Here is a 24,061-nt window from a genome sequence, read left to right as displayed (position 1 = left end):
CTAGAGGGCCAGGCCCGGCAGCCAGCGCTCGAGGTAGGCGCGCAGACCGGTCAGGTCGTTTCCGCGCGCCACGTAACACAGGTGTCCGTCGGGGCGCACGAGGGCGTGGGTGACCTCCGGCCAGGGGCTGTCCGTGCCGAGGTGGTGCACGCTGAGCAGGTCGTGGCGTCCGGGCGCCGGCACAGGCGATGGCCAGAGGTGGGCGGGGCCGGTGAGCAGGAGGTGGTAGCCCGGTGCGGCGGTGTGCTGGTGGAGTCCGGGTGGGACATCGGGGAGCCGGTCCCCCGCCTGAGGGCCCTGTCGTGGCCGGTGCGGTCCGGAGGTGGAGGCAGGTCCGCGGCGGTAGTGGATGCCGAGTTCGGAGACCGTGCGGAAGAGTCGTGCGCGGGGGCGGGTCGTGCGCAGCAGCAGCGGGGCCAGGCGCGGGGCGAGATGCGTGCGGGCGATCCGGAGGGCCGGGTTGCTGCTCGTGCCCAGGGTGAACGCGCGGTCGGTGAGGCGGCGCACGCCGTGGCCGACCGGGGCCCGCTCCGCCTCGTACGTCTCCAGCAGTTCCTCGGGCGCCGCGCCCCGGCAGACGTGGGCGAGCTTCCAGCCCAGGTTGAGTGCGTCCTGGATGCCGGTGTTCATGCCCTGTCCCCCGGCCGGGCTGTGGATGTGGGCCGCGTCCCCGGCGAGGAAGAACGGGCCGTTGCGGTAGTGGGTGGCGCCGCGGTTGTGGATGCGGAAGGCGGTCATCCAGACCGGATCGCGCAGGATCAGCCGGTGGCCGTGGTGGCCGGCGCGGTCGGTGGTCCAGTCGTCGGCGAGCCGCTGGAGGAGGCTCAGTGTCACCTCGCCCCCGCGAGGACCGGGCGGGCGCATCGCGATCATCCGCCAGGGGGCCGGTGTGCCGAGCGGGAAGAAGAACAGCATCCCGGCCGCGGTCATGTACGTGTGCGCGGCGCCCGGCTCCAGCCCGTCGATCTCGAGGTCGGCCAGGAGGAACGTCTGTGGATAGGCGTGTCCCTCGAAGGCGATGCCCGCCTGGGTGCGCACGGTGCTGTGCGCCCCGTCGCAGCCGACGACGTAGCGGGCCCGCACGGTCTCCTGACTGCCGTCCGGGCACCGGAGCCGGCAGCTGACGTAGCCGCCCTCCCGCTCGGTGCTCACCAGTTCCGTGCCCCGTTCCACGGTCACGTCCCGGGCGGCCAGCCGAGCCGTCAGAACGGCTTCGGTCTCCGACTGCGGGAGGAAGAGCAGGAAGGGGTACGGGGTGTCCTCGCAGCCGACGTCGAACACCGGCACCCGCAGCTCCCGCCGGGGCAGATGAAGGTGCAGCCGGACCGCCGTACTGCCCCGGTCGACCAAGTCGTCCGTCACGCCGAACCCGGCCAGCATCTCCAGGGTCCGGGGCTGGATGGCCGGCGCGCGTGACTCCCGGGCACGGTCCAGTGAGCGGTCCACGATCCGGAACGGGGTGTCGTACGCGCGCAGTTGCGTCGCGAGCGCGAGGCCGGTCGGGCCCGCGCCCACCACCAGCACATCCAGCGGTGCCGTCATGGCATCAACGGTAGTCGCGGCCGACCGCGGGCCCGCCGGGGCCCTCCGCACCGTGTTGCGTCCGGAGGGCTCCCGTGGTGCCGGTTCAGGGTGGTGCGGGCTCAGACCTCCAGGTCGGCTTCGATACGGCGGAGCTGGTGGCGGGCCATCGCCAGGTTGGACCGGCTCCCGTCGAGCACGAGGTAGAGGAACAGCCCGCTGCCTCCGCGCCCCTTGATCAGGCGGATGAGGTGGTACTGGGAGTTCAGGGTGATCAGAATGTCCTCGATTTCCTCCTTCAGTCCCAGAAGTTCCATGGTCCGCAGCTTGGCCCGTACGACGTCGGTGTTGCCGGCGGCGGCGACTTCCAGATTGAAGTCCTTGGTGCCGCCGAGGGTGCCGAGGGCCATGCCACTGGTGTAGTCGACGAGGGCTGCTGCCGTAGCCCCCTCGATGGAGCTCAGACATTCCTTCAGCGCGGTCTCGGTGTTGGCCATGCGCTCGGTTCCTTTCGTTCCGTTTTGCCTGGGTCGGTCGGTCGTGAGGTTCGGGTGGTTCGGGTGGCTCAGATGCCGGTCTGCGGGCGTGGCTGGTGGGTGGGCCGCTGCGGTGTGCGGACCGGGAGGGTGCCGATGGGGCGGGCCGTGCCCGGGGGCGCTGCGGCGAGGTGTTCGGCGGGCGCGGGCCGGTCGGCGTGGCGGCCGGTGCCCGGTCCGACGCGCGTGGCCACCAGGTCCGCGATCCGGGCGCCGCTGCGGCGGCCCTCGAGATGGAGCCGGCCGACGTTGACGCGGTCCTCGGCGAGGAGGGTGAGGACGGCGGTCGTTCCGGCCGCGTAGGTCGCGACGTAGCCCCGGGAGCCGCGCACCAGCAGTTCACGGAAGTCGCCGCGGCCGGAGGCGTCGGTCATGCGGTACGCGACGCCGAGGGCGGCGGCGGTGAGTGCCGCGAGTCCCTCCGGCTCGGTCTCCGGCACGTCGTGGGCGAGGACGAGTCCGTCGACGGTGGCCGCGAGGGAGCCCGTCAGCCGGGGTATGCGGGTACGGAGCCGACGCAGTTCGTCCAGGACGTCGGTCTCGACGGCCATGAGCATTCTCCTTTCGGCACGCTGTCTTCGCGCGCGGATCACAGTGCCTCCAAGGCGTGCAGGAGCCGTCGCAGCAATGCGGTGTCGGGCTCGTCCGGTGTCATCGGACGAGGGGCGGGGCCAGGCTCGGCGGACGCGGGGGCGGGGACTGGGGCGGGAGCGGGGGCTGGGGCCGCTGCTGTGGCGACGGGGACGACCATCCCGGCGGCGGCCAGGCGGCGGAGTTCCACGAGCGTGTGGAAGGTGCGGCAGGCGAGGGCCGTGGCGATCTGGGCGGCGGTGCGGACGCCGTCGACCTGGGCGAGGGTGCGGCTGCGGCGGGCCGGCAGGTCCGAGGGGGCGACGTCGGGCACCCGGGCGAGCGGGACGAGGTCGACGCAGGGTTCGGGCCATATGCGGTGCAGCAGTTCGCGGCGGCGTCTCGACTCTCGCAGGACCGCGTCCACCGGTACGGAGCGGACCGCGCCGAGCCAGTGCGCGACTCCGGGACGGAAGCGGAGTGCCGGTCCGTCGTGGGCGAGGACGAAGTACGCCGCGTCGAACAGGGCGCCCAGGTGGCACAGCTCCAGCGCGCCGGCGGCGAGTTGGCCGCTGTCGACCAGCTGCCTGCCGACCCTGCAGCGGCGGCCTGCCTGGTCGATCGCGGCCCACCAGCCGTCCGGGGCGAGCGCACCGCTGTGGGTGAGCAGGTCGCCGAGGGCGGGTGTGACTGCGGATTCGACGTGGACGACGTGTCCTGAAGCCAGGTAGACGATGCCCGACTCGGTGGACAGGGCGCCGCTCGCGCCCTGCTCGGCAAGGGTGCCGAGCAGGGCCGAGGCCGGTTCGTCCGTGCGTGCGGTGCGAGTCGTCGTGGTCATCCGAGCACCAGTCGGTCCGCCATCTCGGCCAGCCGGATGCGGGCCAGAGCCAGGTTGCCGTCGCTGCGGTCGAGCCATAAGTGCAGGAACACGGTGCTGTCGAACGTCGTGCTGACGAACCTGAGCAGGTGGTACGAGTCGGCGTTCGTGATGATCAAATCCTGTACGGGTGGTTCTTTGCCGGACACTTCTCCCGCGTCGCCGCCGGCCGACGCGAGGAGGCCGCTCTCCGTGGCGAGGCGGGCGAGTTCGGCGGTCTCAGCCGCCGTCGCCTCCAGGTCACCGCCCGGTGCGTCACCCACCGCACCCAGGGCGAGACCACTGATCCAGTCGACCACCGATGCCCCTCGCGCGCCGGGCAACCGCATGGCCTCCAGCAGACTCTCGTCAATTCCGGGCACGCCGAATCCCCCTCCCCTGCACGGCCGTTCCCGCGAACGTGAGCACGACACTACGGTGTGTGCTCGGTGCAGGTGAACGCTTTGGCATTTTCCAAAGGAATGTGCAGGGAAGCGGGCGAGGGTCGAACCGGGTTGATCGGAAGCGGGCAGGATGCATCGCAGGGCGCCACAGGGTGGTTGGCCACTCACCCTGACCTGCACCTTCACGACGTAGGCACACCAGGGCACCCCTGCGGCGATTCGCATGTTCGGCAAGCTTTCGCAGGGTTTCGCAGGACTCATGCCGACCACTTGCCGACTTTACTGACGAGTCATCAGATCGATGCGACGACCTCGCCCGCACTGTCGCGCATCGGCCCCAGCGATGCCGGCCGGCCAAGGCAACGGCTCTCGAGACCGGCCGCTGCGGACTCAGACTGACGTCGTCACGGGGCCGTCGCACCGCCACTGGGCCGCACCATCTGACCTACGGCCGATTGTGCTAGGTCCAATGGTGAGAAGAATCGCCGGTTTGGCCAACCGGCGGTTCACGGCTATCTTCCGCCTGCCTCGGCCTGAGGAGCCGATGCCGGCAGATGAGTGTGCTGCAGCCCAAATTCCTCAATCGAGCCGCCAGTCGGCTGAGTCTGTACTCACGGCCGCCCGACAACAGTTCCCCCTCAACGACTCCTCATCGCCCCAACCAAGACAGCGAGGTCAGATCGCTGATGAGACGTCTGGCCGACCGCGCCTACGGGTGCGTGTCCGTGATCGCGATGACCTCGTCGAGGTGGTCCAGGGCGGCCTGCAGGTCGTCGATCTTGGCCTGGATACGCTCGCGCTCGGCTCGCAGCATGGCTCGTTGCCCGGCGTCGGTGTGCCCGGAGTCCCAGCACGGCAGGAGTTCGGTGATCCTTCGGCTGGTGAGGCCGGCGGCGAACATCTGCTGGAAGAAGCGGACCAGGGGGATGGCGTCCTGCCGGTACAGGCGCTGGCCGGGCCGGCTGCGCTCCGCGATGAGCAGCCCTTGCTGCTCGTAGTAGCGCACGGCGCGCACTGAGACGCCGTCACCTCGTGCCACGTCGCCGATGCGGACCAGCCGCTCGGCTGCGGCCACTGTGACAGTCATGGTGGTCCCTCACCCCTGGCCCTGACGACCAGCACTTGCCTCTGACGCTAGCGTCAGGTTTTAGCGTACCGGCCATGGATATCAACAACTCCGTCGCCCTTGTCACCGGAGCCAACCGCGGCCTGGGCCGCGCCTTCGCCCAGCGCCTGCTCGAACGGGGCGCCCGCAAGGTCTACGCGAACGGCCCGCCGACCGGAGACCGTGGACCTGCCCGGGGTCGAGGTGCTGCCCCTCGACATCGCCGATCCCGCATCCGTGAGGGCCGCCGCCGAGGCCGCCCCGGACGTCTCGCTACTCATCAACAACGCGGGAATCAGTACGGGGACCGACCTGGTGACCGGTTCGCTGGACGCAGTGCGCCACGAGCTGGAGACCAACATGTTCGGCCACCTGGGAATGATCCGGGAGTTCGCGCCGGCGCTCGCCAGGAACGGCGGAGGCGCGGTCGTCAACGTCCTCTCCGCCGTGTCGTGGTTCGGGGGCAAGGGCGCCAATGCCTACCACCTGACCAAGGCCGCCGCCTGGGCCATGACCAACGGCGTCCGCCTGGAGCTCGCCGAGCAGGGCACACTCGTCACAGCGGTACACCTCGGCCTGGCCGACACCGCGGGCTGGCCCGTGGCCAAGATCGCGCCGTCGGACCTGGCGGACGCGGCGCTCGACGTTGTCGAGGCGGGCTCCGCCGAGGTCCTCGCCGACCAGTGGAGTCGGGACGTCAAGTCCCGTCTGCCGCTGACGCCGGAAGAGTGCAACGCCGCAATGGACCGCGCCCTGGCGGCGCTGATGGCGGCCTGAGGGGCCCCTCGGGCCTCACGGACTTCGGTCGGCTGCTTCTCCATCGGCCTCTCGAACTCCTCTACTTGAGGTTGAACTCGTGGTGTCGTCTCGCTGATCAGGCGGGTCCGATGGTCAGGCCGGTCTCGGCGAGGCAGCCGTCTATGAGGTGACTGCGGTACTGGATGAGGCGTAAGCCGCGTCGGATGCGCTGGTCGAGGCGTTCGGGGGTGCTGAAGGCGACGTTGGAGAGCCATCCGCGTCGCAGGAGAGACCAGATGCCTTCGACGGGGTTGAGGGCGGGTGCGTAGGGCGGCAGGTGGTAGATGGTCAGCCACTCCCGGGCTGCCGCCCACTGCCGCAGGTCGGCGGCTTTGTGGACGTTGAGGTTGTCCCAGACCAGGACGATCGGGCCGCCGAGCTGCTGGTGGGCGGCGATCAGCAGGTCCCGGTAGTCGCGCCAGGAGAAGCTCTTGCGCCCGTCGCGTCGGCCGTCGTCTCTGCGTGGCCGGTAGATCAGACTTGAGCGGTGGCCGGGTTTGTAGCAGGTCAGTGCGGCAATGGATATCCGTCTGCGGGAACGGCCACGGACCCGCACCACCGGTGTGTGTCCGCGTTGTGACCAGGTCTTCGCCTGCGGCAGCGTCATGGAGAATCCGGCTTCGTCCTCGAAGACGAGCCAGGCTCCACGAGCCGCCGCGAGTCTTCCGCGCAGTGCTACATTCCTTGACCCAACCGGCGACCGCGTCATCGTCCCGCTCGACAGCGCGTCGGGTTGGAACCTGGCAGGACCAGCCATTGCAGACCAGAAGTTTCCGCACGCCCTGGATCGTGTAGGTCAGGTGAGCGCCGGCCGATCACCGTCTTTGACCCGCGCCAGAGTCCACCGCTGATCCTCCCAGCCATGCGCGGCCGGACCCTTGGCCGGCTCCGCTTCCAACTGCCCGAACTGCTTTTCGCTCAGCCTCGGAAACGATGCCTGCCCCTGCGACCGCAGCGCCCGGGGGCCGCCCTCGTCCCGCGTCCGCCGCCACCCCTGCACCGAACGGACGCTCACCCGTAGGTCCTTGGCGATCACCGAGCTCGCCTCACCCCCGAGCGAACCGTTCCGCCGCCGGGAGCCGTAACTCCTCACGAAACTGCTGCCGTTCGGCGGTCAGCCCACCCCCTTGTGGATACCGCATGCCTCCGGTGATGCCGCGGCCGACGGCCAGCCGTCAGCCCCTACGACACCACGAGTTCAACCTCAGTAGTTGCGGTTCAGGAAGTGCTGCTGCGAATGTTCTTGGGGCCAGCCGGATACTACAGAAGTGTGCCGCATCCCGGCTGGTCCCCAACTTCAGAGGCCAGGTATCAGGCAGTTGCGAGGTCGCAGGCGATGTCCGCGTGACGAGCACTCACACCCAGACGCCACAGCACGTCGCTGCAGATCGGATGGGCCTTCCCCTCTGCATGGCCGACCAGGAGGGGCAGCAGGATCAGACAACGCATCCCCAGAATGGCGAGGGTGCACAGCAACGTCGTCAGCAAACAGTCGCCAGTCTTTTAGCAGCCAGTCCACTCACGGACCCAGGGCCCCGTCTGATGCCGGTAGCCCCTGGGAGAGACGCCGTAAGCACGCCGGAAGGCGCACGGCAAGTCCGAGCGGGCAGCGATGGCCGTATGAGGGTGCCGGCATGGCAGTTGTCGCCGAATCGGCGCGTCGCCGGCCACAGAATCGGGCCACGGGCGGCGTTCTGGACTGAAGGGGCGGGGCGGTCGGATTCGAACCGACCTCCGAGATGATGTCGCGGCGCACTACCTCTGTGCTACGACCCCGCATTGCCGGTGATCATAGTCCTCACCTACGGCGGCGAACAGGAGATAGAGCTGCCGAGGTCGCCACCAGCACTCCGCACGTCTCCCATTCGAACGTCGCACGCTTCGGAGACAAGAGCATGGCGGTGTGACAACCATCGAGCCTCGGCTCAGGTGCAGACTATTTGGCACTCCAAATGAGACGACGTCCAAAGCACCGTTCCACCACGTTGGGACGTGTGTAGAGCTGCTTGTCGAAGGCCGACGGCCGCCCGCCTCGGCTGCCGCGCCGGAGCCGGTTTCGGACTGGGTCGGCCCGCTCGGGGATGGTGTGGCCGATACCGCGCCGTCGCAGCCAGGGTACGGATGGCTTTGGAGCTGTAGCCCTTGTCGCCCAGGGCATGGGCGGGCCGCACGTGGGGCCGTCCCTGGCCCATGCGGGGCACCCGTATCGCTTCCATCACGGCGGTGAACTGGGTGCAGTCGTTGGTGTTGCCGCCCGAGACGGTGAACGCCAGGGGCGGCAGAAGACGTCGCAGGCGAGCTGTATCTTGCTGGTCAGGCCGCCTCGGGAGCGCCCGAGGCCACGCCCACGGCGTCCGCCTGCGCCTGAGCTGCCTAGAGCATCCGCTCAAAGGTGCCGTCTGCCGCCCACCGGCGGAAGCGGGTATGCAGTATGGCCCACGGCCCGTACCGCTCGGGCACATCCCGCCAGGCCGTCCCGGTGCGGAACTTCCACCCGATCCCGTTGAGGACCCTTCGGTCGTCCAGCCGCTTCCGCCCTCGCAGGGACGCGGGCAGCCGCAGACGGACGCACTCCCGCTCGGCATCGGACAGTTCATGCCGACGTAATACCCGGCCATGAACCGCCATTCAAGATCATTTGACGACAGGAACTAGGGTCCGTCTTCAAACAGATCTTGCCCAGAGCAGGAATGACGCGAGTGTGACCGCCGCTTCGTATGAGGCGGCGGTCTTTTCGTATCGGGTGGCGATGCCTCGGAAGCTCTTGAGGCGGTTGAAGCAGCGTTCGATCACGTTGCGTCGGCGGTAGGTCTCCCGGTCGAATGCTGTTGGTCTGCCGCCGTTGCGGCCGCGGCTCAACCTGTGACGTTGCTGGTCGTTCTTCTCCGGGACGGTGCATGCGATGCCGCGTTTACGCAGGTAGGAACGGAAGCCGCGGGAGCTGTAGGCCTTGTCGGCCACGACCTGGTCGGGACGGCAGCGTGGTCGGCCCGGTCCGGTCCGGGGAACTCGGATGCGTTCCAGGAGCGGACGTGCGCAGATGCCGTCGTGGCGTTGTCCTGGCGTCACCAGGATCGCGAGCGGTCGGCCTTTGCCGTCACAGGCGAGGTGGACTTTGGTGGTCAGTCCTCCGCGGGATCGGCCGAGGGCGTGATCGTCCGGTTCGCCCTGATGGTGCAGCCCCCTTTTTCGCCCCGTGGCGGCGGCGTGCTGGTGAGCGCGGACGATGGTGGAGTCGATCTGGACTAGCCAGTCGATATCGCCGGCCTCGTCCGCCTCGGCCTGGATGTGCTGCAAGGCTCGGGCGAACACGCCGTCCAAGGCGTAGCGGCGGAAGCGGGTGTACACCGTCTTCCACGGGCCGTAACACTCCGGCAGGTCACGCCAGGAGATCCCGGTCCGGATCTTGTAGACCATCCCGTTGATGACCTGCCGGTCCTCCACGCGCGGACGCCCCGTGGCAGCCCGTGGTATCAGCGGAGTGAGTAACTCCCACTCCTGATCGGTGAGTTCATGACGGCGTATCACCTCATCATGATTCACCATCCGATGATCTTTGAGGTGGAGTGCTGCAAGGCGTCGGGGCGGGTGAGACGCCAGCGAGTGACGGCGCGGGCCGACCGTGGGGCCGTCCGGTGGCAAGGCGGGCGTTCATCTTCAAGGGCGGAGGATCAGCTTCCCCTTCGTACGGCGGCCAAGAAGGTCCTCGTGCGCGTCACGGGCCCGCGCCAGGTCGTACTCCGCACCGACCAGGGGGCGCAGGCGGTGCCGCGCCGTGAGGTCGAGCAGCTCCGCCAGCTCCGCACCGCCGGCTCCGTTCCTGACGATGAGCGGGATGACCCAGAAGCCGGCGGCAGTGATGCTGTCCACCGCCAGTCGGCTCGGCGCAATCGCTGAGGCTGTCTGCCGGGACGAGACGCCGTAGGTCACCAGTCGGCCGAGGTATCCGAGTGTGTCCAGGGCGGCGTCGAGGACGGGGCCGCCGATGGCGTCCAGGACGATGTCGACCGGATGTCCGTGGTTGGCGTCGAGGACCCTCTCTCGATAGCCAGCTGCGTCGCCGTCGATCGCCGCGTCCGCGCCGAGTTCGAGAGCAAAGGCCCGCTTCTCGTCGGACGACGCCGTGGCGATGATCCGTCCCGCCCCGAACTCCCGGGCCAGCTGGACCAGGAGACTGCCCGTCCCGCCCGCGGCGGCATGGACCACCACGCTCTCACCGGGCCTGATACGCGCGACCGACCGCAGCAGATGCCACGCCGTCAGCCCCTGTACGAGAACTGCCAACGCCTCGCCCGCACCCATCCCCGGCGGCAACGCGACCAGGTGTCGGTCGGCGACCACCGTCTTGGCGGCGTAACCGCCCTGCGGAACGTAGCCGAGGACTCGTTGGCCGGCTTTGGTCCTGCCGACGACCTCCATGCCGGGAATACGGGGCAGCGGGCCTTGGGGGGCGTACGGACCGTCGGTGTGTTCGCCCGCGATCTGCTTGATGTCGCCGAAATTGACACCCGCGGCCTCCACCTGGACCAGAGTCTCGCCCGGCCCCGCCGACGGATCCGGCACATCGGCCTCCTCCAGGACCTCCGGGCCACCGAACCTTCCGAACCGCATGGCACGCATGAATGCCTTCCTCGAGATCACTGTTTCCAGCCCGTCCGAAAAGCTGTCCCGGAACACTGGTCAACGGCCGAGCATGTGCGGAGTGCGGTCACCGGCCCGGGAAGCTGGCGCCCCAGAGTTCCTCTTCCAGGAGGAGTCCATTGGCCAGGTAGCTATTGGTGCGGTACCAGCCGGCCAGCACGACGCGGCGCGCGTTCGGACTGGCAGGAGAAGCCTCGGCCGCCCATTCGAGGCCACGCAGGCGTTGCCGACGACTGCTTCGTCAGCCAGGCCGAGGCCGGCTGTGACCGCCCTTAGCTCGGGTGCCTGGGCGACGTGCTGCTTCACCGGGCCCGGGTCGAACGACGCTGTCACGCTGTCGCGGTTTCGGATGGCCCAGCCTTCGAAGCTGCGGCTCGTCGTACACAGCACGGCGTGGTGGTCGCTGCCGCCTTCGCGTATGGCGAGCAGCGCCAGGGCCGCGACGGTGCCGTGGCCGCAGGCAGGCAGTTCGCCTTCGGCGGTGAAGAACCGGAGCGAGTACGAGGGACGGCCGCGCTCAACTCCGGTGGCACGGATGAAGACGGCGTGCGAAGTGCCCAGTTCCCCGGGAATGCGGCATCGCTCCTCGTCGGTGAACGACGCTTCGTCGAGAACAGCGGTCGGGCTGCCGCCCCGGCCCTGCCGCTGACACGCGTCGATGACCACTACCTCGGGCATGGCACCGGGTCGGTCGTCAGCAGCATCGTCAGGTCCAGCGCGGGCGCGCTGTGCGTCAACGCGCCGACCGAGATGAGGTCGACTCCCGTCTCGGCGATGGCGCGGACGCTGTCCAGACGGACGGTGCCCGAGGCTTCCAGCAGGATCCGGGAGGCGTCGGCACGCTCGGCCCGGATTTTCACGACCATTTCGATGTCGGCCACCGGCATGTTGTCGAGCATGATCCAGCGGGCCCCGGCATCGAGGGCCTCAACGGCCTGCGCCACGGTCTGCACCTCCACATCGGTCTCCACCTTCTGCCCGGTGCGCGCCATCCCGCGCCGGACCGCGTCGATCGCGGTGGTCACGCCGCCTGCCGCGGCGATGTGGTTCTCCTTGAGCAGCACCAACGCCGCGAGGTTGAGCCGGTGGTTGCGGCCGCCGCCGACGGTCACCGCGTACTTGTCCAGGGCGCGCAGGCCCGGCGCCGTCTTGCGGGTGTCCAGGATGCGCGCCTCGGTCCCGGCCACGGCCTGGACGTAGCGGTCGGTGAGCGTCGCGATGCCGCACATGCGCTGCAGGAAGTTCAGCGCCGTACGCTCCCCGGTAATCAGGCTGCGCGCCGAGCCGGACAGGCGCACCAGGACATCGTCGCCGGTCAGCCGGGCGCCGTCGGGGACGAGCGCTTCCACTGTGACCTCGGGGTCGACCTGGGCGAAGACCTCGGCGACCACGGGGAGACCGCCGGCGATGCCGCATTGCCGGGCGCGGATCTCGGCCACGGCCGCCATGCCTTCGGGAACGCTCCACGCGGTGGTGATGTCCTGGCCCGACTCATCCTCGGCCAGGGCAGCGGCGACGGCGGTTCGCGCCGCCTGTGAGGGGAACTTTGTCATGGTCCGTGGTCTCCAGTCCTGTGGTTAAGGGCCGAAAATCTGAGGTGTCCCCCGCGCGGACCGCTGTCAGAACCGGTTGCGCTGGCACCCTCGGCGGCAGTGGGCGGGGCGTCGGCAAGCTCGGCAGCCCACCGCTGCGACCACTCGGTGACATAACGCCGGCCTCGCGGGCGTCGTGGCCGAGCGGGGTGAGGGTGTAGCTGCCGTTGCACAGCACCTCGGCGAGTCGAACCTTATGGAGCTCTGCGAGCCTTCAGTGAAGATCCGACTGGACCTCGGTCAGTCGATGCCTTCGACGATGCGGAAGTCGCGCTCGACGCCGTCGGAGAGGGCGACCAGCGCCTCCTGGTAGGCCGGACTCTCGCGCGCCGCGACGGCCTGCTCGATGCTGTCGAACTCGACCAGGACGGTGCGCTCGGCGATTCCGGCGTCATACGCCACGACCCGACCGCCGTCGGCGCGCGAGAGCGAGGCTTGTCAGCGTCGTGATCGCCATGGCGCCGATGCCGACCAGCGCCGCGGTGGTGTAGGCGTTGTCGTCGGGGAAGAGGTGGCCGGGGTCGGTGCCCGCGGCGAGGATCAGGCCGCCGATGGCGCTGCCCAGGGAGTATCCGACGCTGCGGACGACGTAGTTGAAGCTCATGGCGCTCGACGTCTCGCTCTTGGGGGTGACGGCCAAGATGACGCCGGGCATCGCGGCCGAGAAGCCACCGACGCCGAAGCCGAGCACGCCCATCGCCACGAAGAGTTCGGCCAGGTCCGACCGGGCCGCCGCGAACAGGGCGAACCCGCCGCCGACCACGACGGCGCTGCCGGCCAGGAGCAGGGGGTCGGTGATCCGCGTCCGGACCCGCGGCGTGAGCTTGCCGGCGATGAACCCCAGCACCGAGAACGGGATGAGGACCAGCCCCGCGACGAAGGTCGTCAGCCCGAAGCCGTAGCCGGCGCCATGCGGCGTCTGCGCGTACCGGGTGATGAGCGTGAGCAGGAGGTACATGCCGATCCCGCCGACGAACATGGCGAGGTTCGCCCCGGCGACCGCCGGGTGCCGCACCGCCCGCACATCGACCAGGGGCGTCGTGCTGCGCAGCTCGATGACGGCGCAGACGCAGAGCAGCACCACCGCGACGACGGCGAGGCCCGCCGCCACGGCGAGGTGCCGGCTCCACAGATTCCGTTCGCCGGCGAGGAACAGCACCAGGAGCAGCGCAGCGGCCAGGACGACCGCGCCTGCCACGTCCACGTGGGCGGAGCGGCCTTCGGGGGCTTCGGGCATGGAGCGCCACGCGGTCAGGAGGGCGGCGGCGGTGACGACCAGGCCGAGGCCGTAGGCGGCCCGTACCCCGCCGAACTCGGCGAGCAGTGCGGCCAGCGGGTAGCCGACGCCGGCCCCGATGATCGAGACCACCGAGATCAGGGCGATCACGGCCGCGCTGCGCTCCTCGGGGAGGTGGTCCCTGGCCACGCCCATCATCAGCGCCGTCAGCCCGAGCCCGACGCCCTGGGCCGCCCTGCCGGCCAGCAGCCACGCGAACGGCAGCGGCAGCACGGTGAGCGCGCTGCCGGCGACGACGACCGCCAGCGTGGCGAGGATCGTGGCCCGCCGGTGCGGGCCGGCTCCGAGCCGGCCCAGGACCGGCGTGGCGACGGCGCCGCTGAGCAGCGCGACGGTCAGCGTCCACTGCGCGCTGCCGAGCGAGACGTGGAACGAGGTCGCCACGCTGGTGATGAGCGGCGCCCCGAGGCTGGCGACCGCCGCCACGACCAGAGCGATGAACATCAGGGCGGGGACCAGCAGCCGCGCCTCGGAACGCGCCGCCGGGAACGCCTTCACCGTGGCCCCGCCGACCGGCTGCCCGGTCACTGCTTCGGCCCTTCGCGGTCCTGGCTTTCGAGCTCTGCCAGATGCTTCAGCGCCGGAAGGGCCGCCACCAGCGCCTCGACCTCGTCGCCGGTGAGCTCGCCGATTAACCGCTCGAACGCGTGGACGCCCGCCTGGCGCCGCGTCCGGACATAGGAGGCGCCGGCCTCGGTCAGGCACACCAGCGTGACCCGCTTGTCGGACGCGTCGCCCCGCCGCTCGACCAGGCCGGACTCCTCCATCACCCGGACCAGGGCGGTCATCGCGGGCTGGGTGACGCCCTCGACCGCGGCCAGATCGGTGATGCGCCGCGGGCCGGTCCGGTCCAGGGTGGCCAGGGTGGCGGCGGACGTCAGGCTCATGTCCCGGGGCAGGCGTCTCGCGGCCCTGGTGGCCAGGCCGTAGAGGACTGCCCCGATGTCGGCGGACGCGCCAGGAGCGGTGTCTTGACGACTCACACTCGAAGCATAGCATTTTTATATTCATAGGTTATGGAAATGGTGACTGGCGCGGGCGGCCTAGATCCGCACCCGCGACGGCGGCCGGCCATCGCGCTCGGTGCGCGCCGGAACCTGCCGCGCCCGTCGACCAGGAAGTGCTAGTCCAGCACCCTTGGCCCGTGGTGGGCCATGGCCGTCTCAGTGCCCGGCGATAGAATGGCGGCCCGCGCGCCCGCCCACGGCGTTTTAGTAGTACCTCGACAAACGAGGACTGCCCCGGCCTCTGTGGTGGAGGCAGGGTAAATGACCCCGAACCTCAAGATTCCCGACAGAGTCGCTCTATGAAGCAGCGGTCTCCCTGGCCTCGTGCCTGCTTTGGGCAAGATCCGTTTGAAGACGGACCCTAGCTCGGCGGTGCCCCTGCGGCGGGAGAGCCGAGGACCGGAGTGCGGGGCGCTGAACGCGTCACCCTCACCCGGCGGCGTGTCATGCGGCGAGCCAACCGACCTTTTCGATGACCTCTCGAGCCGCGTCCTCCTCCGACCTTTCGTGCGTGGAGACGAGGAAGTCCCGGATCTTGTCGAGATCGTTCCGCGCGTGGTAAACGTCGACCCAGCCGCGCAGGCCCTCCCGCCAGAACTCGTTCGGCTCACGCGCCGTGACCCGCTCCTTCAGGACGGTCTCAGGCGCGGTCAGCTCGCACACGGCGAGGTTCGCGCCGGGGAGAGCGTCGCGCAGGAGCACCAGTTCCTCCTCGTCCGCGATGACGCTTGGCAGCAGGAGTCTGAGACCGGGGACCGCAGCGTAGCGGGGCCAGATGGCCTTGAGGTTCTCGCGCGCGAAGGAACGGCCCTGGTCGGGATGCACCAGCGAGATCTCATCCAGGTCGATCACCCCGTGGACCAGATCGGCCTCCCGCAGGATTTCCGAGACGGCCCGCGCCAGGGTCGTCTTCCCGGCGCCCGGCGATCCGTGCAGGACGAGCACATCGATGTTTTTCACGAGCTGAACCTATTGGCGGCAGTCGGGGGCGCTCAATCCCATTTCGGCCGCCTGGTTCGCACATCCTGCGGCGGTGCAGCAGGCTGCCGTCCAGCGGCGCGCCGAGAGCCGGGGCGACCGGTCTGCTCGGCCTCCCAGTCCTGTTTTCCTGCTCGTACGCCGTGGCAAGGGCGGTGGTGAACGCGGTCACGAACTCGGTGGAGATGCGGTCGTTGAAGCAGCCGCCTCACGCTGGCGGGCCGAGGGAGTCGTTGCAGGCGTTGATGCGCCAGAGCCCGTTGTCTTCGCCTTCAGGGAGATGGCCCAGGCGTACGCGCCGGTCTGGGGCGCCCACGTACAGGTTGGAGTCCTCGTCGCACCGGAGGTTCCCAGCCGAGGTCGAGTAGCGGGGCGAGGGCAGGGTCGCCGGTTCCGGTGGTGGCGGCAAGGTGGCGCGGGAGGACGTAGACATCGCCATCGGTGTCGCGGAGCGGATCGGGCTGAGGGTTCAACGGTCCGTCCTTGTGGTGACGGTGATCGCGTCGGCGGCGGTGTCGAGGCGTTCGGTGACCTCGGCGGTGGTGCGACCGGTGACGATGTAGAACCCGGCCCGGGCGGTGAACAGGTCGCCGTCTGGGGGGCAGGAGGAGTCGGCCGCCGGTGTCACGGCTCCATCCACTGCACCTGGCGCGGTTACGGGGTGTGGGCGGCGAAGGGCTGGTTGATGTGCCGTGCGGTGAGGGGGCCGGAGGCGTCCGGGTAGAGCATGCGGATGCCCGCGGCCCCGCTGCCGGCCCGCCGTGCCGCACACCGCCCACCTTCCCCGGCGGCCGCGTCCACCCGCGCAGGTCAGACTGGTTCCACTGGTTGGAGGGGCACTTGATAGCCGAGCATGTTGAGCTGGCTGACGGGGCGCCGAGTCTGCCGCGCTCGGCCGGTTCGCTGGACGAAGTAGTCGCCTCCGAGGTCGTGGTAGCTGGCAGCGGGCCCGTACGGCGCGCTGCGGCGCCGCAGCGCGCCCTCTTCACGGCCCATGTACCCAGGAAGCAGCCGTCATCGGCACATCCGGTTCCGACGGTGGCCGAGGATCAGCCGCCCGGGGCAGGCTCAGCACCATCGTGAGGCCGCCGCCCGGGGTGTCCTCGGCGTGCAGGGTCCCGCCGATGGCCTCGGCGAAGCCGCGGGCGACCGCCAGGCCCAGCCCCACACCGGCGCCTCGTGGGGCGTCGCCGTAGCGCTGGAAGGGTTCGAAGATGCCGTCCTTGGCCTCGTCGGGGACACCTGGCCCGCGGTCGACGACCCGTACTTCCACGCGGTTCGCCAGGGCGCTCGCCGAGACCAGGACCGGGGTGTCCGCGGGGCTGTACTTCACCGCGTTCTCGACGATGTTGGCGACGGACCGCTCCATGAGGCCCCGGTCGACGGCGACCATCGGCAGCGTCTCCGGGATGTCCAGTTCGACACTGCCCTCGGGTACGCCACCGAGGACCATCGGGATCACCTCGTCCACGTCGGTCTCGCGGATCATCGGCGTGACGGTGCCGGTCTGGAGGCGGGACATGTCGAGGAGGTTGCCCACGAGGAGGTCGAGGCGGTCGGCGCCCTCCTCTATGGCTGCCAGCAGCTCTGCCTGGTCCTCCTCGGACCATTCGACGTCGTCCGAGCGAAGGGAGGTGACCGATGCCTTGATTCCGGCGAGCGGCGTGCGCAGGTCGTGGCTGACGGCGGCGAGCAAGGCGGTACGGATGCGGTTGGCCTCCGCGAGTTCCTTGGCGTGAGCGGCCTCGTGCTGGAGGCGCTGACGGTCCAGGACCACGGCGGCCTGGGCGGCGAAGGCGGCGAGGACCCGGCGGTCCTCGGCGGGCGGTACCCGTCCGATGAGCGCCAGTGCCATGTGGTCGCCGACCGGTACGTCCACGTCCGCATCCTCGGGGGTGGCGCAGGGATGAGGGCCCACGCTTCCCGCGCAGGTCCAGGGCGTCACGTCGCTCTCGCGCTCCAGCAGCGCCGCCGATTCCATGCTGAAGGTCTCACGGACCCGCTCCAGGAGTGCTTCGAGGCTGGTCTCGCCGCGCAGCACGTTTCCTGCCAGGAAGGAGAGAATCTCCGACTCCGCCCTCAGGCGGGCGGCCTGGTGGGTGCGGCGGGCGGCGAGGTCGACGACGGAGGCGACGGCCACCGCGACGCCGACGAAGATCGCGATGGCGACGATGTTCTTCGGGTCGTCGATGGTGAGGGTGTCGACCGGTGGGGTGAAGTACCAGTTCAGGAGCAGGGAGCCGGTCGCCGCCGACGCCAGCGCCGGGAGAAGCCCGCCCAGCAGGGCTGCCGCCACCGTCATCGTCAGGAACAGCAGCATGTCGTTGGCGAGCCCGACGTCCGGGAAGACGCCGCTCAGCAGCCAGGTCAGCAGCAGGGGGCCGCCGAGGCCGGTCAGCCAGCCCGAGATCAGGCGGGACCGGCCCAGCCGGGCGCCCCGGTTGACGGGGAGTCCGCGCCCCTTGCCCGCCTCGTCGTGGGTGATGAGGTGGACGTCGAGGTCGGGCCCGGAGTCACGGGCGACCGTGGCGCCGACGCCCGGGCCGAAGACGTACTGCCAGCTCTTGCGGCGGGAGACGCCCAGGACGATCTGGGTGGCGTTGACCCCTCGGGAGAAGTCCAGCAGGGCGTCCGGTACGTCGTCGCCGACGACCTGGTGGAAGCTGCCCCCGAGGTCCTCGACGAGGGTGCGCTGGACAGTGAGTTCCTTCGGGGAGGCCGCGGTCAAGCCGTCGCTGCGGGAGATGTACACGGCGTGCACCTCACCGCCGGCGCCCTTCTCCGCGAGCCGCGCGGCCCGGCGGATCAGTGTCCGGCCTTCCGGACCGCCGGTCAGCCCCACCACGATCCGCTCGCGTGAACCCCAGATCGCCGACACCCGGTGCTCGCTGCGGTACTCGGTCAGATACGCGTCGACCCGGTCGGCCACCCACAGCAGCGCCAGCTCGCGCAGGGCCGTCAGATTGCCGGGCCTGAAGTAGTTCGACAGGGCCGCGTCGACCTTGTCGGGCTTGTAGATGTTGCCGTGTGCCATCCGTCGGCGCAGCGCTTCCGGGGACATGTCGACCAGTTCGATCTGGTCGGCCCGCCGTACGACCTCGTCCGGGACGGTCTCCCGCTGCCGTACGCCCGTGATGGACTCGACGATGTCGCCGAGGGACTCCAGGTGCTGGATGTTCACCGTGGAGACGACGTTGATCCCGGCGGCCAGCAGTTCCTCCACGTCCTGCCAGCGCTTGCCGTTGCGGGAGCCGGGGACGTTGGTGTGGGCGAGTTCGTCCACGAGCGCCACCTCGGGGCGGCGGGTGAGGACCGCGTCCACGTCCATCTCGGTGAAGACGGTGCCCCGGTACTCCAGCTCCCTGCGCTCGATCTGCTCCAGACCGTGCAGCATCACCTCGGTGCGCGGCCGGTGGTGGTGCTCGACGTAGGCGACCACGCAGTCGGTGCCCCGCTCCACGCGGCGGTGCGCCTCGGACAGCATGGCGTAGGTCTTGCCGACGCCGGGGGCCGCGCCGAGGTAGATCCGGAGCTTGCCGCGTGCCATGTTCATCCTTCGAAGCGGTAGCCCATTCCGGGCTCGGTGATGAGATAGCGGGGGTGGGCGGGATCTGCTTCCAGTTTGCGCCGCAGCTGGGCCATGTAGACCCGCAGGTAGTTGGTCTTGCTGCTCTGGGAGACGCCCCAGACCTCCTGGAGCAGCTGCTTCTGCGTGACCAGCCGCCCCGGATTGGTGACCAGGATCTCCAGCAGATGCCACTCGGTGGGCGTGAGGCGTACGTCGTGGCCGGCCTTGTTCACCTTCCTGGCCAGCAGGTCGATGGTGAACCCGGCCGTCTCGAAGAGCGTGGTCCCTGGTCCGGGCGTGGCTTCCTCGGTGCGGCGGACGGCGGCCCGCAGCCTGGCGAGCAGTTCGTTCATGCTGAACGGCTTGGTGATGTAGTCGTCGGCGCCGACGTCGAGCGCGGCGACCTTCTCTTCGGACGCCTGGCGGGCGGAGAGTACGAGGATCGGCACCCGGGTCCAGCCGCGCAGGGCCTTGATGACGTCGACGCCGTCCATGTCGGGCAGCCCGAGGTCGAGCAGGACCACGTCGGGCTGCCGCGCCGCGGCGAGCCGGAGCGCGGTGGCACCGTCCGGGGCCGCGTCGATCCCGTACCGGCGTGCCTGGAGATTGATGATGAGGGCGCGTACGAGCTGCGGATCGTCCTCCACCACCAGCACCCGTGTCATGGGTGATGCCTTTCGTGTCGTACGAGCGGGAGCCGGCGGAACGGGCTGCTTCCCGGACCGCCGACTCCCTGTGGAGTGGGTAATGCCATCAGCTCTTGGCCAGGAGGCCCTTGAGGGCGATGTTGAGTTCCAGGACGTTCACCCGGGGCTCGCCCATGAAGCCGAGGGTGCGGCCCTCGGTGTGCTCGTCGACCAGCTTCTGCACCTGGGCGACGGGCAGGCCGTTCTTCTCGGCGACTCGGTGGGCCTGGATGTCCGCGTACTGCTGGGAGATGTTCGGGTCGAGGCCGGAGGCGGAGGAGGTGACGGCGTCCGCGGGGACCTGGGCCGGATCGACCTTGTAGTCCGCCGTGGAGTTGTCCTTGACGACCTTGGCCTTGGCCTCCTTCACCCACTTGATCAGCTCGGGGTTGTCGGCGGAGCGGTTGGTGGCGCCGGACAGGATCAGCTTGTACTGGGTGTTGACCGAGTTCTCACCCAGGCCGTTGGCAGGCCGCGGCTGGAAGTAGTCCAGGCCGTAACCCTGTTGGCCGATCAGCGACGAGCCGACGACCTTGCCCGTGTCGTCCTTGATCTCCGAGCCGTTCGCTTTGCCGTTGAACAGCCCCTGCGCGATGCCCGTGACGACCAGCGGGTAGATGACGCCGGTCACCAGGGTCAGCACGAGGAGGGCACGCAGGCCCGCTCCGAGCAACCGGGCAGTGTTCGTAACCGAGTTGTTCATGATCCTTCACCCGATCCCTGGGATCAGAGAGATGAGCAGGTCGATGAGCTTGATGCCGATGAACGGCGCGATCAGCCCTCCGATGCCGTAGATGGTGAGGTTGCGGCGCAGCAGCTTGTCCGCGCTGACGGGCCGGTACTGCACGCCCTTCAGCGAGAGCGGCACCAGCGCGATGATGATCAGAGCGTTGAAGATCACCGCCGACAGGATCGCGGAGTCCGGTGAGGACAGGCCCATGATGTTGAGCTTGTCCAGGCCCGGGTAGACCGCCGCGAACAGCGCCGGGATGATCGCGAAGTACTTCGCGACGTCGTTGGCGATCGAGAACGTCGTCAACGCGCCCCGGGTGATGAGGAGTTGCTTGCCGATCTCGACGATCTCGATGAGCTTGGTGGGGTTGGAGTCGAGGTCGACCATGTTGCCGGCCTCCTTGGCGGCCGACGTGCCGGTGTTCATCGCGACGCCGACGTCCGCCTGGGCGAGGGCGGGGGCGTCGTTGGTGCCGTCACCGGTCATGGCGACCAGTTTGCCGCCCGCCTGCTCGCGCTTGATGAGGGCCATCTTGTCCTCGGGGGTGGCCTCGGCGAGGAAGTCGTCGACGCCCGCCTCCTCGGCGATCGCCTTCGCGGTCAGCGGGTTGTCGCCCGTGATCATGACCGTCTTGATGCCCATGCGGCGCAGCTCCTCGAACCGCTCCCGCATGCCGTGCTTGACGACGTCCTTGAGGTGGATGACGCCCAGGACCCGGGCACCGTCGGAGTCCTCCACGGCGACCAGCAGCGGCGTGCCACCCGCCTCGGAGATCGTGTTGGCGAGCCCGTCGGCGTCGGCCGCGACCGTGCCGCCGCGCTCCTGGACCCAGGCGATGACGGAACCGGCCGCGCCCTTGCGGACCTTGCGGCCGTCGACGTCCACGCCCGACATCCGGGTCTGCGCGGTGAACGCGATCCACTCGGCGCCGGCCAACTCCCCTTGGTGACGCTCGCGCAGGCCGTACTTCTCCTTCGCGAGGACGACGATCGAACGTCCCTCGGGTGTCTCGTCCGCCAGCGACGACAACTGTGCCGCGTCAGCGAGTTCGGCCTCGCCGACGCCCGACACCGGTGCGAACTCGGCGGCCTGCCGGTTGCCGAGGGTGATGGTGCCGGTCTTGTCGAGCAGCAGCGTGGAGACGTCACCGGCAGCTTCGACGGCCCGTCCGGACATCGCCAGAACGTTGCGCTGGACCAGCCGGTCCATGCCCGCGATGCCGATCGCGGAGAGCAGTGCGCCGATCGTGGTCGGGATGAGACAGACCAGCAGTGCCACCAGCACGACCATCGTGAGGTGCGTGCCCGCGTAGTCCGCGAAGGGCGGCAGCGTGGCCACGGCGAGCAGGAAGACGATCGTGAGCGAGGCGAGCAGGATGTTCAGCGCGATCTCGTTGGGCGTCTTCTGCCGGGCAGCGCCCTCGACCAGGTTGATCATCCGGTCGATGAAGGTCTCGCCGGGCTTCGTCGTGATCCGGATGACGATCCGGTCGGAAAGGACCTTGGTACCGCCGGTGACCGCCGAACGGTCGCCGCCGGACTCGCGGATGACCGGGGCGGACTCGCCGGTGATGGCCGACTCGTCGACCGACGCGACGCCCTCGACCACATCACCGTCACCCGGGATGATGTCGCCGGCCTCGCAGACCACCAGGTCACCGATCTTCAGCTCCGTGCCGGGCACCTGCTCCTCGTGCTCGCCCACGAGCCGGCGGGCCACCGTGTCGGTCTTGGCCTTGCGCAAGGTGTCGGCCTGGGCCTTGCCCCGGCCCTCGGCGACGGCCTCCGCCAGGTTGGCGAAGATCACGGTCAGCCACAGCCAGGCGCTGATCGTCCAGCCGAACCAGTCGCCCGGGTCCTTCAGCGAGAAGAGGGTGGTCAGCACCGAGCCGACGAGGACCACGAACATCACGGGCGACTTGACCATCACCCGCGGGTCGAGCTTGCGGAAGGCGTCCGGCAGGGACTTGACCAGCTGCTTCGGGTCGAAGAGGCCTGCCCCGACACGGCCCTCGGGGGCCTTGTGTCCGGTGGGCGCGTCCTGGTGGGGCGCGAGAGTGGGAGTGGACATGGGGTCCTGCTTCTTTACGTCGGTGGTCATGACGCCAGCCCCTCGGCCAGCGGACCCAGCGCGAGCGCCGGGAAGTACGTCAGACCGGTGATGATCAGGATCGCGCCCACCAGCAGACCGGTGAACAGCGGCTTCTCCGTGCGCAGTGTGCCCGCCGTGACCGGCACCGGCTTCTGCTCGGCGAGCGAGCCGGCCAGCGCCAGCACGAACACCATCGGCACGAACCGGCCGAGCAGCATCGCGATGCCGAGCGTGCTGTTGAACCACTGCGTGTCCGCGTTCAGGCCGGCGAAGGCCGAGCCGTTGTTGTTCGAGGCGGACGTGTAGGCGTACAGGATCTCGGAGAATCCGTGCGCCCCGCTGTTGGTCATCGAGTTCGCGGGCGTCGGCAGGGCCATCGCCGCCGCTGTGAACACCAGGACGAGTGCCGGGGTGACCAGGATGTAGCAGGCGGCCAGCTTGATCTCGCGCGTGCCGATCTTCTTGCCCAGGTACTCGGGCGTCCGGCCGACCATCAGGCCGGCGATGAACACCGCGATGACCGCCATGATCAGCATGCCGTAGAGGCCGGAGCCCACACCGCCGGGCGCGATCTCACCCAGCATCATGCCGAGCATGGTGATGCCGCCGCCGAGTCCGGTGAAGGAGGAGTGGAAGGAGTCCACCGCGCCGGTCGAGGTCAGGGTCGTGGAGACCGCGAAGATCGAGGAGGCGCCGACGCCGAAGCGGACCTCCTTGCCCTCGTACGCCCCGCCCGCGGCCTGGAGTGCCGGGCCGTGGTGGGCGAACTCGGTCCACATCATCAGGGCGACGAAGCCCAGCCAGATGGTGAACATCGTGGCGAGGATGGCGTACCCCTGCTTCACCGAGCCGACCATGACCCCGAAGGTGCGGGTCAGCGCGAACGGGATCACCAGGATCAGGAAGATCTCGAAGAGGTTGCTGAACGGGGTGGGGTTCTCGAAGGGGTGGGCGGAATTGGCGTTGAAGTAGCCGCCACCGTTGGTACCGATCTCCTTGATGGCCTCCTGCGAGGCGACCGCGCCGCCGTTCCATTGCTGCTGCCCGCCCATGAACTGGCCGACCTCGTGGATGCCGGAGAAGTTCTGGATCACGCCGCAGGCCACCAGCACGACCGCGGCGACCACGGACAGCGGCAGCAGGATCCGCAGGGTGCCGCGCACCAGGTCGGACCAGAAGTTCCCGAGCTCACCGGTGCGCGAGCGCGCGAAGCCCCGCACCAGCGCCACCGCGACGGCCATGCCGACGGCGGCGGAGACGAAGTTCTGCACGGCCAGACCGGCGGTCTGCACGACGTGCCCCATGGCCTGCTCGCCGTAGTACGACTGCCAGTTGGTGTTGGTCACGAAGGACGCGGCCGTGTTGAACGCCTGGTCCGGGTCGATCGAGGAGAAGCCCAGCGAGCCGGGCAGGACGCCCTGGAGCCGCTGCAACAGGTACAGGAACAGCACACCGGCGACGGAGAAGGCGAGGACACCGCGCAGGTAGGCGGGCCAGCGCATCTCGGTGTCGGGGTTGGCACCGATGCCCTTGTAGATCCACTTCTCGACCCGCCAGTGCTTGTCGGAGGAGTAGACCTTGGCCATGTAGTTGCCGAGGGGGACGTAGGCGAGCGCGAGCGCCGCTATGAGGGCCAGCAGTTGGAGCACGCCGGCGAGTACGGGACCCATGACGT

General features: G+C 69.5%; 22 protein-coding genes and 4 pseudogenes. 1 reads left to right on the top strand and 25 read right to left on the bottom strand.

Annotated elements, in window-relative coordinates; all coding sequences use genetic code 11:
• The 6 genes from OHU35_RS40480 to OHU35_RS40455 form a co-directional block, all read right to left on the bottom strand.
• The gene (locus tag OHU35_RS40480) at positions 1-1,542 is read right to left on the bottom strand and encodes an FAD-dependent monooxygenase (protein ID WP_405508968.1); all 1,542 of its coding nucleotides are present in this window, start codon (positions 1,540-1,542) and stop codon (positions 1-3) included.
• Between the two features lie 101 nt (positions 1,543-1,643).
• Complete coding sequence (locus OHU35_RS40475) at positions 1,644-2,018, bottom strand: hypothetical protein (protein WP_189727443.1); 375 nt, start codon at positions 2,016-2,018, stop codon at positions 1,644-1,646.
• Between the two features lie 68 nt (positions 2,019-2,086).
• On the bottom strand, positions 2,087-2,608 hold the full coding sequence (locus tag OHU35_RS40470; RefSeq protein ID WP_359891725.1) for a roadblock/LC7 domain-containing protein: 522 nt from the start codon (positions 2,606-2,608) through the stop codon (positions 2,087-2,089).
• A 38-nt stretch (positions 2,609-2,646) separates the two neighbouring features.
• Positions 2,647-3,468 (bottom strand): hypothetical protein, encoded by an 822-nt coding sequence (locus OHU35_RS40465; RefSeq protein ID WP_405508966.1) that lies wholly within the window; start codon positions 3,466-3,468, stop codon positions 2,647-2,649.
• Positions 3,465-3,869, bottom strand: a complete 405-nt coding sequence (locus tag OHU35_RS40460) for a hypothetical protein (protein WP_189727446.1) — start codon at positions 3,867-3,869, stop codon at positions 3,465-3,467. The genes OHU35_RS40465 and OHU35_RS40460 overlap by 4 nt, the downstream gene beginning before the upstream one ends.
• Before the next feature lie 730 nt (positions 3,870-4,599).
• Positions 4,600-4,977: a MerR family transcriptional regulator gene (locus OHU35_RS40455; protein ID WP_405508964.1), complete on the bottom strand. Its 378-nt coding sequence runs from the start codon at positions 4,975-4,977 to the stop codon at positions 4,600-4,602.
• A gap of 74 nt (positions 4,978-5,051) precedes the next feature.
• Here OHU35_RS40455 and OHU35_RS40450 point away from each other — a divergent pair.
• Positions 5,052-5,772, top strand: a pseudogene (locus OHU35_RS40450) (SDR family oxidoreductase).
• Between the two features lie 97 nt (positions 5,773-5,869).
• Here OHU35_RS40450 and OHU35_RS40445 read toward each other — a convergent pair.
• From OHU35_RS40445 to kdpA, 19 genes and pseudogenes are all read right to left on the bottom strand, one after another.
• On the bottom strand, positions 5,870-6,400 hold the full coding sequence (locus tag OHU35_RS40445; RefSeq protein WP_229873191.1) for a transposase: 531 nt from the start codon (positions 6,398-6,400) through the stop codon (positions 5,870-5,872).
• Positions 6,397-6,935: pseudogene (locus OHU35_RS40440) on the bottom strand (winged helix-turn-helix domain-containing protein). The gene OHU35_RS40445 and the pseudogene OHU35_RS40440 overlap by 4 nt, the downstream one beginning before the upstream one ends.
• 1,231 nt (positions 6,936-8,166) lie before the next feature.
• On the bottom strand, positions 8,167-8,421 hold the full coding sequence (locus OHU35_RS40435) for a transposase (RefSeq protein ID WP_189727450.1): 255 nt from the start codon (positions 8,419-8,421) through the stop codon (positions 8,167-8,169).
• Between the two features lie 36 nt (positions 8,422-8,457).
• Entirely contained in the window at positions 8,458-9,339 is an 882-nt protein-coding gene (locus tag OHU35_RS40430) for an IS5 family transposase (RefSeq protein ID WP_189727451.1), read from the bottom strand.
• A gap of 111 nt (positions 9,340-9,450) precedes the next feature.
• Positions 9,451-10,413, bottom strand: a complete 963-nt coding sequence (locus tag OHU35_RS40425; protein WP_189727452.1) for a zinc-binding dehydrogenase — start codon at positions 10,411-10,413, stop codon at positions 9,451-9,453.
• Between the two features lie 60 nt (positions 10,414-10,473).
• Positions 10,474-11,112 carry a PhzF family phenazine biosynthesis protein gene (locus tag OHU35_RS40420; RefSeq protein WP_189727453.1) on the bottom strand — a complete coding sequence of 213 codons (639 nt, stop codon included), beginning with the start codon at positions 11,110-11,112 and terminating at the stop codon, positions 10,474-10,476.
• On the bottom strand, positions 11,100-11,987 hold the full coding sequence (nadC, locus tag OHU35_RS40415) for a carboxylating nicotinate-nucleotide diphosphorylase (RefSeq protein ID WP_405508960.1): 888 nt from the start codon (positions 11,985-11,987) through the stop codon (positions 11,100-11,102). Before nadC ends, OHU35_RS40420 begins: the two co-directional genes overlap by 13 nt.
• A 279-nt stretch (positions 11,988-12,266) precedes the next feature.
• Positions 12,267-12,440: pseudogene (locus OHU35_RS40410) on the bottom strand (DUF1330 domain-containing protein); the annotation flags it as partial.
• Positions 12,418-13,851: an MFS transporter gene (locus tag OHU35_RS40405; RefSeq protein WP_189727455.1), complete on the bottom strand. Its 1,434-nt coding sequence runs from the start codon at positions 13,849-13,851 to the stop codon at positions 12,418-12,420. The pseudogene OHU35_RS40410 and the gene OHU35_RS40405, both read right to left, overlap by 23 nt.
• On the bottom strand, positions 13,848-14,210 hold the full coding sequence (locus OHU35_RS40400; protein WP_014173936.1) for a MarR family winged helix-turn-helix transcriptional regulator: 363 nt from the start codon (positions 14,208-14,210) through the stop codon (positions 13,848-13,850). The genes OHU35_RS40405 and OHU35_RS40400 overlap by 4 nt, the downstream gene beginning before the upstream one ends.
• Positions 14,211-14,774: 564 nt before the next feature.
• Entirely contained in the window at positions 14,775-15,290 is a 516-nt protein-coding gene (locus OHU35_RS40395; protein ID WP_189727456.1) for an AAA family ATPase, read from the bottom strand.
• A 148-nt stretch (positions 15,291-15,438) separates the two neighbouring features.
• Positions 15,439-15,781 (bottom strand): annotated as a pseudogene (locus OHU35_RS40390) (DUF317 domain-containing protein); the annotation flags it as partial.
• Entirely contained in the window at positions 15,778-15,936 is a 159-nt protein-coding gene (locus OHU35_RS40385) for a hypothetical protein (protein ID WP_229873200.1), read from the bottom strand. The pseudogene OHU35_RS40390 and the gene OHU35_RS40385, both read right to left, overlap by 4 nt.
• A gap of 26 nt (positions 15,937-15,962) precedes the next feature.
• The gene (locus tag OHU35_RS40380; RefSeq protein WP_229873201.1) at positions 15,963-16,109 is read right to left on the bottom strand and encodes a hypothetical protein; all 147 of its coding nucleotides are present in this window, start codon (positions 16,107-16,109) and stop codon (positions 15,963-15,965) included.
• 184 nt (positions 16,110-16,293) lie between these two features.
• A complete protein-coding gene (locus tag OHU35_RS40375) occupies positions 16,294-18,855 on the bottom strand; it encodes a DUF4118 domain-containing protein (protein WP_405508957.1) in 2,562 nt (853 codons plus the stop codon).
• Between the two features lie 2 nt (positions 18,856-18,857).
• Positions 18,858-19,541, bottom strand: coding sequence for a response regulator (locus tag OHU35_RS40370; RefSeq protein WP_405508955.1), 684 nt, complete (start codon positions 19,539-19,541; stop codon positions 18,858-18,860).
• 88 nt (positions 19,542-19,629) lie between these two features.
• Positions 19,630-20,265 (bottom strand): potassium-transporting ATPase subunit C, encoded by a 636-nt coding sequence (locus OHU35_RS40365; protein WP_189727459.1) that lies wholly within the window; start codon positions 20,263-20,265, stop codon positions 19,630-19,632.
• A 6-nt stretch (positions 20,266-20,271) separates the two neighbouring features.
• The gene (gene kdpB, locus OHU35_RS40360) at positions 20,272-22,395 is read right to left on the bottom strand and encodes a potassium-transporting ATPase subunit KdpB (RefSeq protein WP_359892277.1); all 2,124 of its coding nucleotides are present in this window, start codon (positions 22,393-22,395) and stop codon (positions 20,272-20,274) included.
• Positions 22,392-24,056 carry a potassium-transporting ATPase subunit KdpA gene (gene kdpA / locus OHU35_RS40355; RefSeq protein WP_189727461.1) on the bottom strand — a complete coding sequence of 555 codons (1,665 nt, stop codon included), beginning with the start codon at positions 24,054-24,056 and terminating at the stop codon, positions 22,392-22,394. Before kdpA ends, kdpB begins: the two co-directional genes overlap by 4 nt.
• Positions 24,057-24,061: the final 5 nt, after the last annotated feature.

The organism is Streptomyces purpurascens (assembly GCF_045040895.1).
In the GTDB taxonomy this organism is placed as follows: Bacteria; Actinomycetota; Actinomycetes; order Streptomycetales; family Streptomycetaceae; genus Streptomyces; species Streptomyces purpurascens.
The sequence above is the reverse complement of the archived record's forward strand: the minus strand, read 5'-3'. Positions and strand labels throughout refer to the sequence as shown.